The sequence below is a fragment of the Arthrobacter sp. HMWF013 genome (assembly GCF_003061105.1).
GTDB lineage: Bacteria > Actinomycetota > Actinomycetes > Actinomycetales > Micrococcaceae > Arthrobacter.
Genome location: NZ_QAIQ01000122.1, coordinates 37,727 through 48,405, shown reverse-complemented (window position 1 = coordinate 48,405; position 10,679 = coordinate 37,727). Strand labels below are relative to the sequence as shown.

Annotated in this window: 10 protein-coding genes; 5 read left to right on the top strand and 5 right to left on the bottom strand. The window is 59.9% G+C overall.

Annotated elements, in window-relative coordinates; all coding sequences use genetic code 11:
* The 3 genes from DBR22_RS05750 to pdxS all read right to left on the bottom strand — a co-directional run.
* A partial coding sequence (locus DBR22_RS05750; protein ID WP_146187402.1) for a recombinase family protein occupies nt 1-320 on the bottom strand: 320 nt, incomplete at its 3' end.
* A gap of 1,090 nt (nt 321-1,410) precedes the next feature.
* Complete coding sequence (locus DBR22_RS05745; RefSeq protein ID WP_108598194.1) at nt 1,411-1,740, bottom strand: hypothetical protein; 330 nt, start codon at nt 1,738-1,740, stop codon at nt 1,411-1,413.
* Between the two features lie 8 nt (nt 1,741-1,748).
* The gene (pdxS, locus tag DBR22_RS05740) at nt 1,749-2,648 is read right to left on the bottom strand and encodes a pyridoxal 5'-phosphate synthase lyase subunit PdxS (RefSeq protein WP_108598193.1); all 900 of its coding nucleotides are present in this window, start codon (nt 2,646-2,648) and stop codon (nt 1,749-1,751) included.
* A 316-nt stretch (nt 2,649-2,964) separates the two neighbouring features.
* Here pdxS and DBR22_RS05735 point away from each other — a divergent pair, with 316 nt between their 5' ends.
* The 3 genes from DBR22_RS05735 to DBR22_RS05725 are packed head-to-tail and all read left to right on the top strand — an operon-like array spanning nt 2,965 to nt 6,244.
* On the top strand, nt 2,965-4,359 hold the full coding sequence (locus tag DBR22_RS05735) for a DUF6421 family protein (protein ID WP_108598192.1): 1,395 nt from the start codon (nt 2,965-2,967) through the stop codon (nt 4,357-4,359).
* Nucleotides 4,356-5,114: an SDR family oxidoreductase gene (locus DBR22_RS05730; protein ID WP_108598191.1), complete on the top strand. Its 759-nt coding sequence runs from the start codon at nt 4,356-4,358 to the stop codon at nt 5,112-5,114. The genes DBR22_RS05735 and DBR22_RS05730 overlap by 4 nt, the downstream gene beginning before the upstream one ends.
* Nucleotides 5,111-6,244, top strand: coding sequence for a threonine aldolase family protein (locus DBR22_RS05725; RefSeq protein WP_108598190.1), 1,134 nt, complete (start codon nt 5,111-5,113; stop codon nt 6,242-6,244). The genes DBR22_RS05730 and DBR22_RS05725 overlap by 4 nt, the downstream gene beginning before the upstream one ends.
* Here the strand turns inward: DBR22_RS05725 and DBR22_RS24090 are convergent.
* Nucleotides 6,209-6,385 carry a hypothetical protein gene (locus tag DBR22_RS24090; RefSeq protein WP_219928079.1) on the bottom strand — a complete coding sequence of 59 codons (177 nt, stop codon included), beginning with the start codon at nt 6,383-6,385 and terminating at the stop codon, nt 6,209-6,211. The two genes, DBR22_RS05725 and DBR22_RS24090, sit on opposite strands and share 36 nt — an antisense overlap.
* A 92-nt stretch (nt 6,386-6,477) precedes the next feature.
* On the opposite strand from DBR22_RS24090, the gene DBR22_RS05720 reads away from it, so the two are divergent.
* Nucleotides 6,478-8,001, top strand: coding sequence for an APC family permease (locus tag DBR22_RS05720; RefSeq protein WP_219928078.1), 1,524 nt, complete (start codon nt 6,478-6,480; stop codon nt 7,999-8,001).
* A gap of 202 nt (nt 8,002-8,203) precedes the next feature.
* On the top strand, nt 8,204-9,157 hold the full coding sequence (locus tag DBR22_RS05715; RefSeq protein ID WP_108598188.1) for a MurR/RpiR family transcriptional regulator: 954 nt from the start codon (nt 8,204-8,206) through the stop codon (nt 9,155-9,157).
* A gap of 453 nt (nt 9,158-9,610) precedes the next feature.
* Here the strand turns inward: DBR22_RS05715 and dapF are convergent, their stop codons facing one another.
* Nucleotides 9,611-10,669: a diaminopimelate epimerase gene (dapF, locus tag DBR22_RS05710; protein WP_108598187.1), complete on the bottom strand. Its 1,059-nt coding sequence runs from the start codon at nt 10,667-10,669 to the stop codon at nt 9,611-9,613.
* Between the last annotated feature and the right edge of the window lie 10 nt (nt 10,670-10,679).

Genomic DNA, 10,679 nt, shown 5'->3' with positions numbered 1-10,679 from the left:
ATGAGGTTGGCCATGGGGGAGTCCTCGCCGGTGAAGACCAGGCTCTCTTTAACGAACTCCACCCGCACACCTTTGCGCGTGAGGTTTTGGACCAGAGCGCGCAGGTCATCGAGGTTACGGGCCAGCCGGTCCATGCTGTGCACCACCACGGTGTCCCCGTCCCGGGCAAACCGCAGCAACTCCGTAAGCTCTGGCCTCGCGGTGTCCCTGCCGGAGGCCTTGTCCGTGAAGACCCGGTCCAGAACCTGGCCTTCGAGCTGGCGTTTCTCGTTCTGATCCAGGGTGCTCACGCGCACGTACCCGATCCGCTGTCCGGCCACTGATCGCCTCCAACCTTGAACCCGTCAGGTTGAGTTCTAGGCTTCTCTCAGAAAGAAGTCAAGACCAGCCGCGAATTTGTCAGATTGGGGTGTGCCTCAGATCGGCAGAGCAGTGCCTACTATGGCGGCCCCTGACGAAGCTGTTTTCAGGTTCACCATCCGTGATACTGCCACGATGCATAGATGGCGCCGAGTATGGCAACGGTCCCAGAAATTCCTACAGACCACCCTTCGATGGTGCTTCGCCTCTTATTACCCGGGCAACTGCAGTCAGTTCTGTGAATGCTGGTTTTGACTAGTGCAGCGCTGACTTCTTTCAAGGCTTCCCCCTATTCACAGTGCTCATGATCGCGGCGTCAGCCCCACTGCGGGCTTATGGCCCATGCAAGGCGGCCAGGCTCATGTGCCTGTAATTAAGAATGTTTTGGCCAAACACGGCGGAGGCTATGAACGCCAGCCGCTACGGCCAGGGCCTGCAGCGCCGAGTCTTAACAGTCATATCGGCCGTGAACGATATAAACAGAGGCAGGGGTTCCAGACGGATCCATGATGACGAACAGCGTTACCAGAACAGAGATGAATAACTGCCCACCAATCCATTTAACAGGGTTCCCCGGGTTTTCCTGTCCGTCCTTCCTGCGACAGCCGTCGCAGTTCTTGGACGACAGTCTCTATGGCTTCCTCGCGAGTCCTTAGTTTGTTCCTGGATGCGGGCCTGTGACTGCGTGCCTGGGTAGCGGTCCTCCTAGTTCTTGGAAGGTGCTGCCGGGTGAGTTCGTCTTCTCCCCCTGATGAGATCGGGTCGTAAAAGATAACCTCTGCGCCCTGCAGGCCGGCAACTACGCTTGATGGGAGACTCGGCAGATCATTTGGCGCGTCCGTCGAAGGCTGGGGGACAGAGCTCGGATGCATCATGCCCAGGACCACCGCAGTGCTTCCCTCTGGGTGGTGCTGTGCGGGCCCAAGGGTGGGAATGGGGTAGGTGCACTCCTGGCCAGCGTGCTGGCCTCTCTGTCTGGTGAGGGGTGCCATTCGTTCCTTCCTAGGCCCCTCATATTGATCTTCTTGTTGCCGGTTCCTGCACCAGAAATCAAGCCGGCGGCTGCCCCGGTGCCTCTGTTTGCGAATGGGCTCCTGCAACTTCTTCTTCAGCTTCCAGGCGATAACCTTTAGGCAACCAAACGCGGGTGCCCTCATCGGCGTAGACCGCTATGCGTCCGCGGCCTCCGTCAAGCCAAACCCAGAAAACGGAGCCGTCCTTGGTTCGGGCGTCAACTTCCCCTGTAAGGATCGGCTCGCCTTCGCGCTGGACCATGACATAGTGACCTTCTTCCAGCTGCCCCCACTCCCGGGCTGGAAGCTTGCTGCCCTTGGCATAGGAAACGGGGGAGAGGAGATTACGGATCTCCAGGTGCGTCATCACTGTGGTTACCAGCCGCGTTGGGCGAGCCGGTGGGGCTGGGGGATCTCGTCGACGTTGATGCCCACCATCGCTTCGCCCAGGCCGCGGGAGGCCTTGGCGATGACATCAGGGTCATCGAAGAAGGTGGTGGCCTTCACGACGGCGGCGGCGCGCTGGGCCGGGTTGCCGGACTTGAAGATGCCCGAACCCACGAACACGCCGTCCGCGCCGAGCTGCATCATCATGGCAGCGTCAGCCGGGGTGGCAATGCCGCCGGCGGTAAACAGCACCACCGGAAGCTTGCCGGCAGCGGCGACTTCCTTGACCAGTTCATACGGGGCCTGCAGTTCCTTGGCCGCGACGTAGAGCTCGTCCTCGGGCAGGGCGGCGAGCTTGGCGATCTCGGAACGGATCTGGCGCATGTGCCCGGTGGCGTTGGAGACGTCGCCGGTGCCGGCCTCGCCCTTGGAGCGGATCATCGCCGCGCCCTCGTTAATGCGGCGCAGCGCCTCACCCAGGTTGGTGGCACCGCAGACGAACGGAACCTTGAAGTTCCACTTGTCGATGTGGTTGACGTAGTCGGCCGGGGTCAGGACCTCGGACTCGTCAATGTAGTCCACGCCCAGGGACTGCAGGACCTGGGCCTCGACGAAGTGGCCGATGCGGGCCTTGGCCATCACGGGGATGGACACGGCGTCGATGATCTGGTCGATCATGTCCGGATCGGACATGCGGGACACGCCGCCCTGGGCACGGATATCGGCCGGAACGCGTTCCAGGGCCATCACAGCAACAGCACCGGCATCTTCGGCGATGCGGGCCTGCTCGACGTTGACGACGTCCATGATAACGCCGCCCTTGAGCATCTCAGCCATGCCCCGCTTAACACGGCTGCTGCCCGTTTCATTGATGGGTGTAGCGGTCATCTAGGAGGTCCTTTGGAATCAGGGCAGTTTTGGAACTGGCCAAACGGGGGTTGCCGCATTTGGCGGCACAGTGCGTGGTTCGACCTTTGTTGTCGCTTCGCAAAGCAGAATCGTGTGCGCAGGAAAACAGTATGACGTCATTCAGGGTAGCTCATAACCATTGCTTCTGAATAGGTTCGACCCTAAAGTTATCTCTGCCATAAGGGCCCGCGAGGCACGCGTAGCAACAGACTTACTTACTCATGTGGCGTGACTCTGTTAGCAGTTCTTAACCATTGCTACCTTGATGTCATACCCCTCCATGAAAGGAAATGGCATGTCGATCACGGTGAATGAACTGACCAAAGCCGAGGACTTGAAGATCCTCCCGGCCTGGACTGCCCTCAAAGCAGCTGTCATTGAATTGCAGAAGGTTCAGGTACAAGACGGTTCGGTTCCTGACGCCGCCCATCACGACGGAGCGCGGTCCAGCGTCAACACGATCGTTGCTTCTATCCATGAGCTGCGACAGCACCTGCCCCACGACAGCGAGTACCTGGAACTGCTGGTGAGGGACTTTGGTCGTTGGGAGTCCGAGGGTTTCGGTGTCCCGGACTTCCTGGACTCATTGGTAGCCTTCCACCCTGAGCACGCTCGTATCGATGGCCTGCCCCATCTGGTGGTTTTCCCCATGTACACGCAGAACGGCAGCACCAGCCGTTTGGTTGAGGCCGTGCTCCTTGAAGTTATTTGGCCTGATTTCGTCTCGGATCTTGAAGCGGGTCGTTACTCGAACAAGCTGTTCGTGCCGATCAGCTTCGTGGACTTCACGCCCGGCTATGACACCAACTCCGCTGTCCTGTTCCCTGAGAGCGTTGCGGTCAGGACCACCCCGACCTTCACCTGGGGCGGCATATTCGCGGACCGGGAAGCGGCGCGCTTCCGCCGGGTCCTGAAAGCCGCTGCCGACATCACGGGCCTTGAGCTGCCGGCGGACGCCGCAGAACTGCTTGAGGACCAGCACCTGACGGAGAAAACCTTCGTGATGTGGGACCTGATCCACGACCGGACCCACATGCGCGGGGACCTGCCGTTTGACCCATTCATGATCAAGCAGCGGATGCCCTTCTTCCTGTACTCCCTCGAGGAACTCCGCTGTGACCTGACCGCATTCCGTGAATCCGTCATCATCGAAAAGGACGAGAACGCCTCCGAAGATGCGCGCAAGCACGCCAAGTTGGTCCAGTACGCCGTCATCTTCGACCGGATCTTCCGTTTCGCCATTACCGGGAACCGGGTCCGCAACTATGACGCAGTGGGTGGCCAGCTGCTCTTCGCCTGGATGCACCAGCACCGCGTCCTGCACTGGACCGACGGCAAGCTCAGCATCGACTGGAAGGACGTCGCCGGCGTCGTCGTCGAACTGGGAATCCGTATCGAGGAACTCTACTGGCGTTCCATCGACCGCCCCAAGACCGCACACTGGCTCGCCGCCTATGAGCTCGTCTCTGAAACCCTCACCCCAAACCCCTCATCGGTATGGGCCAAGGGCCCCGAGGCCCTGCCTTTGGACGGGCCACCCAAGGGCCTGACCGATCAGGTTCACGATGACGAATTCCCCCTGTCCATGTTCTACGAAGCCCTCGAGAAGAAGATGCGGCCTGTCATCGAATCCACCGCCGGCATCACGGGCACCAGCCCAGTGAACACTGAGAGCAAGGTCGACGCGTGAGCGGGGCCCTTGCGGGGCGTAACATTGTCGTCGCTGGCTCAACCAGCGCAGCCGGCGCTGCAGTGGTCCGCACCCTCTCGGCGGCCGGCGCATCCATAGCCGCTGTAGACATTCTTGAGGACCGTGTCCACGAGCTGGCCGGAAAGCACGACAGCGTCACAGGCTATGTCTGTAATCTCGCCGACCAGCAATCCGTTCAGGAGCTGGCAAGATCAGTACGGGCTGACCTTGGCCCCGTGGATGGTATCATCCACCTCGTGGGCGGCTGGCGAGGTGGCGGCGGCATCGCAGGGCAGACGGATGAAGACTGGGACTTCCTGAACACCAGTGTCCTCACGACGCTTCGAAACACCTCCCGGGCCTTTTATGATGACCTGGCAGCCTCGGACGTCGGGCGTTTGGTCATCGTTTCAGCCGAGTCGGCTTCAAAGCCGACTGCTGATGGGGCTGCCTATGCAGCAGTGAAATCTGCCTCCGAAGCATGGACTCTTGCCGTCGCCGATGGATTCCGGCAGGGGCAGGTAGGCGCCGACACTTCGCTCAGCACTCAACGTTCGGCAGCGCTTGTCCTCGTGGTCAAGGCCTTGGTGGACGACCGGATGCGGGCAGCCCAGCCCGAGCGAAAGTTCCCCGGCTTCACGGACGTTTCTGTTCTTGCCGAGGCGGTGGAGAGGATTTTTGATTTGGAGGCAGGGGAAATCAACGGTCAGCGGCTATCTCTTACTTCTGGCCGGTTGGTCGGTGCGCCGGTATGAGCCTCAGTTTTATATCCAGCCCAGGCTCCTTAGCAGTGGCAGGACGCCTCCACGATCCGGGATACCGGGGCTTCGCCTCTGATAATTACGCTGGCGCCCATGCCGAAATAATCGCGGCGGTTGAGGCGGCTAACGAAGGCCATGTCACAGCATACGGCGAGGACGCCTATACAGGGCGTCTTCAGCAAGTCGTGCAGGGCCATTTCGGCGCGGGGGCAACCGCATACCCGGTGTTTAACGGCACGGGTGCTAATGTCCTTGCCCTTCAGGCGCTGCTCCCGCGCTGGGGCGCTGTCGTTTGCGCCTCAACCGCGCACATCAATACCGACGAGAATGGTGCCCCGGAGCGGATCGCAGGCATAAAGCTTCTTCCGGTCCCGACTGCCGACGGCAAACTCACGCCGGAGCTGATTGACGCCGAGGCATGGGGATGGGGTGATGAGCACCGGGCGCAGCCACTGGTTGTATCGATTACCCAGACGACGGAGCTTGGCACCTGCTACAGCCCTGAAGAGATTCAACGGATTGCTGAGCACGTCCATGCCCGGGGAATGAAACTTCACATGGACGGGGCGCGGCTGGCGAATGCGGCAGCCCACCTCAGGCTGCCCTTGCGCTCATTCACCACAGATGTGGGTGTTGATGTCCTGTCCTTCGGGGGGACCAAGAACGGGCTGCTGTTCGGCGAGGCGGTGGTTTGGCTGGATTCACAAACTGACCCCGGCATGAACTACCTGCGAAAGATGAATATGCAATTGGCCTCCAAGATGCGGTTCGTCTCGGCCCAGCTGATTGCCTTGCTGTCAGGTGACTTGTGGCTACGTTCAGCCAGCCACGCCAATGACATGGCCCAACGCTTACGCGCCGGAGTTTCAGCTGTGGACGAGGTCAGGATCACGCAGGCCACAGAGTCGAACGGGGTCTTTGCCATCCTGCCACCCGGGGTGGCAGAAAAAGTCCGTGAGTCTTTTCGTTTTTATGACTGGGACCAGGCACGCGGTGAAGTTCGCTGGATGTGCTCATGGGACACTACCGAAAACGACGTGGAATCCCTTCTCGCGGCCGTTAAGGCGGCCGTAGCCTCAACTCCCACGTCAAAGCCGGGCCGGGAGGATGCAGCCGGCAACTAGCAGAACGAGTTCGCTGGCTGCGAGACCCTGAACTGCGACGGCGCGCTCCTCCGCGCGCCGTCGCAGCGTCCGTTCCAAGGTTTTGAGGAGATGGCACTCACGCAGCTCGACGCCCTCAACGTCATGGTTCATTCCATTCATGAACTCACTTTGACGCGGCTCTTTGTACGATGATGTACTGAGTCGGACGGTGTTGAGCAGAACCACCGAACTCCACGTCACCCCTTGGCAGCATGCTGGATATTCGCATTCTCCTATCAGCCATCCTGGGGACTGTGGCTCCTGGCACCAGCGCCCTGCATGCCCCCTTCCAACGAGCTCTTTCGGAGCATTTCAAGGATCTTTCAATGACAACTGTCACAAGCAGCCAACAACATCAGCTCCCAACACAGGGCACACTGCGTAGGTCAATCACATTCCGGGACCTGGTCGTGTACGGACTGCTGTTCATCACTCCAACAGGTATCGCCGGAATCTTCGGCACCTTGTACGCCAGCAGCAATGGCGCTCTCGCCCTCGTTTACATCATTGCAGCCGCCGCGGTCTCTCTCACGGCAATCTCCTACGCACAGATGTCCAGGGCGGTCCCGACTGCAGGGTCTGTATTTGCCTATGCAAACGCCGGGATCGGACCACGCTCCGGATTTATCGGCGGCTGGATGATGCTCTTGGATTACGTTTTTATTCCATCTATCGCGTACCTGTTTGCCGGCCTTGCCCTCCACTCGGCCGTCCCGTCAGTACCTGCTTGGCTCTTCACTGCCGTGGCAGTCATACTGACCACGCTCTGCAACCTGCAGGGCGTCAAGTTCGCCGCCTGGGTTGGTCGAGTTGTGCTCTACATCGAGTTCGCTCTTCTTGGTCTCGTCATGATCTTCGGCGTGGTCGTCCTTATCAACCGAGGCCCCGCTCAATCCTTGATTATGCCTCTTGCAGGGGATGGCCAGCTCACCCTGGTCGTGCTGGCCGCAGCAGCATCCATTGCAGTCTTTTCCTTCCTCGGTTTCGACGGCATTGCTTCCTTCGCCGAGGAAAACTCTGGGGATCCTCGCCTTGTTGGCAAGGCCACCATCACCTGCCTGATCCTCGCAGGCCTGCTGTTGGTCGCAGTCTCTTACGTTATGGCCCTTTTGGCCCCCTTCTCGCCCGCAGAGGTGGCCGCTAACCCTGACCTGCAGGGCACGGCTTTCTATGACACAATCCGCACTTCAGTCGCCCCATGGCTGGCTACCGTGTTCGCCATCGTCAAGGCACTCGGGTCAGCCTTCTGTGCGATGGTGGGGCAGGCTGCAGCCAGCCGCCTCTTGTTCGCGATGGCCAGAGAACACACCCTGCCACCATTCCTGGCAAAGGTTGGCCGACGTAGTGGCACCCCCATTGTGTCAGTTGCGATCCTGGGCGGGCTGTCCCTCGTCATCGCAGTAACGGCCTCGCTGCAGGGTGACGGGCTGGAGATCTTGTCGACCACGATCAATGTGGGTGCCCTCGTGGGATTCGTTCTGGTCAACATTGCCGTCATCGGTTACTTCGCAGTCCAGCGCAAATCCGGGCGCCTCATCACGCATATTCTGGTTCCTGCCCTGGGCGCCCTGATCGCCGTTGTTCTTCTGGTCTCAACTGGAGAGACCGCAAAGATTGTCGGTGGCGCGTGGCTCCTCATCGGCTTGATCATCCTGCTCGTCCGCAAGGCCCTGAACAAGCCAGTTCCGCACCTCGCTGAAACCGCCGCGCAGGGCACGGACAAGGAATCGGTGTAATCCGCCTCTGATAAAGCGGGAACACCGGATATCAGTGACCTAGGCTCATAGGCTCATGGAGGCCGTTCTGGTGTGATGGCGGAACGATCCGGGATCGCAGCAGAACGGCCTCCCATATAGCCAGCCCCTGAAGTACAATGTCATTCATATGTGGTGCAACACACCAGAACTGAATGATGTCAATTAGGGAAGGTTTACACGGATGGAAGCGAGCCTTCTCAATGGGCGTGTCCCTGTGTTCGAGAACATCCGGCGTCGGCTATCCGACATGACAACTGCGGAACGAAAGATCGCACGGGTCCTCCTCGGGGGACCCGCCACGATTGGTCTTGAAACATCTACCAAGCTTGCGCGCCAGGCTGGGGTCAGCGGTCCGACGGTGATCCGCTTTGTTAACCATCTGGGCTTCGCCACCTATATGGGCTTTCAGGAGGCAGTGAGGGACGAAGTCATCGCCCGCGTTACGACGCCAGTCGAGCTCTTCCCGAAGGCCTCGGGCGCCTCAGGCGCCGCCGATGTACAGGACTTGTCTGACGCCCTTACTACCGCACTGTCTGAAACTCTAAACCGCCTCTCAAGTGAAGACATCGACGCTGCCGCAGAACTGCTGGTGGATCCCAAGCAGAAAGTGCTGATCTTTGGCGGTTGGTTCAGTTCATCCTTAGCACAGCACTTTTGTGCCATGCTGCAGGAACTGCGTGCTGGGGTGGAGTTTGTAGACGATTCTGCCAGTCGGCGAGTGGCAGCGCTGTGCGATGCGGACAGACGCACCACGGCGGTGGCTTTCGATTTTCGCCGTTATGAGGCCCGGACCGAAAAGCTGGGAAGAGCAGTGGTCGAGCATGGCGGGAAGCTGATTCTTTTCACCGACCAATGGCTATCTCCCTTGGCGGACGCGGCCAGTGCAGTCCTGCCGGCGTCGGTGGGGACTGCCAGGCCCTTTGAGTCGTATGTGTCCACCATGGCCGTAGTAGAAGCCTTAACCGCACGGGTGCTCGACTACACCTCTGCCACTTCTCGCAGTCGGTTCGAGCGCTACGGATCCCTTGTTGACACCATGGTTCCTCATCCTGGCTTCGGCCGAGGGCTGGGTTTGGTGACGGAAAGCGCCTTCGCGCCTACTGGGCGGAACGAAGTGACTCCCCGCCACAAATAGGGTAGGAGGGCACTGAAATCAGCAAATCCCTGCCAGCCCACCAACATGTTCTATGCATCCGCGCAGAAGATGGTTCGGGGTGCGCCGTGCTTGGCTGCGCGCCCAAGTCAAATCGGTGGCGGCAGCACGTCGAAGCACACGCCGTGTGTAGCTGACCTTCAGCGCCCGCAATAGCGGATCCGTACCCGCTGGCCGGTCCCTGCGGGCCCAGACAGCAAGGGCGCCTCAGCATGAGGAACCGGCTACACCCCGAGGTCACGGTACGAATACTTCATAGCAGTCCAGTCCTCCATCCCGACAAGGTTTGCCTTCCGCGGAAAGACTGGAGGACTACGTCGAGCCCTCCGGCTCCCCCGCACGCCTCGAAAGGTTCAGCAAGGGGTGAGTTCCCCTTTGGACACTCGAGAAGGAGTAAACGCCAACCTTGCCGATGCCAAGGCAAAGGCCCTAGCGTCAGTTTTCATCCCACAATTCATGGCTGAAGGTCCCGCTCGCGACCATTCGTGCAGGCCCACGCAGGAAGACGTGTTCATCCTGGCTGCCATCAGCTTCGACCTTCGGGCAAAAGGAGACTTGAACTGGTCCGCCAGGCATGGTGACAGTCCAAGCATTGACGTCATGCAGCTCTTCGGAGTGCCGGACGGCGGCTGCGACGGCGCAGGCGCCCGTACCACATGCTTGCGTCTCACCCACGGAACGTTCAAAAACCCTCATTACAACTGATGCTTCAGTACCCTGCTCCGACATTCGTGCCAGGGTAGCGAACTCCACGTTTGTACCGGCGGGAGGCCGGGGTTCAACAGCGGGCTCGGTCGTCAAGTCGAGTTCCTGGATGGAAGTCGACGCAGGGAGGACAACCACGGAGTGTGGATTTCCCATGTCGATGGAAATTGCCGGGTTAGAAGGTTGTCCCTTAAGCGCTACAGCCGCATCTGTACCCGTGGCAGCGATCTGCTCGGGAAACGACAGGCGCCATGGTCCCATGTCCACCTCATAGCTGTTCTGCCCGCGTCGCTGAACCCATTTGACCCCCGCGCGCGTCCCAACGGCCGTTGTTGCCCCGGTCGGCAGTTCAATGAGCCCTACGGAAACGAGGAAATGGACGAAGGCCCGTACCCCGTTGCCACACATCTCAGCGATGCTCCCGTCAGCATTCCTGTAGTCCATAAACCACTGAGCTTCAGGCATGTTCGCCAGTAACGGCCGCCCTTCAGGGATGTTTTCAGACCGGACTGCGCGGATGAGACCGTCGGCACCTACGCCCTGGTGCCTATTGCAGACGAGAGCTGTAGAAGGCCCATCAATGTGGAGTACGCCTTCCGGATCTGGGATAAGGACGAAATCGTTTCCGGTTCCATGGCCCTTCCAAAACGGAACCCCATCTGAAAGGAGCCGCTTCCCCTGGAGCAATTGGGAGAAGCGAAGCTCGTTGCGGTGGGGGTCACTGTCCTGAGGAGGCTTGATGCTCGGTGACTGTGGGTTCGCGTCTAATGCGGTGGAAGAGTGCGTCATCGGGTTTGGC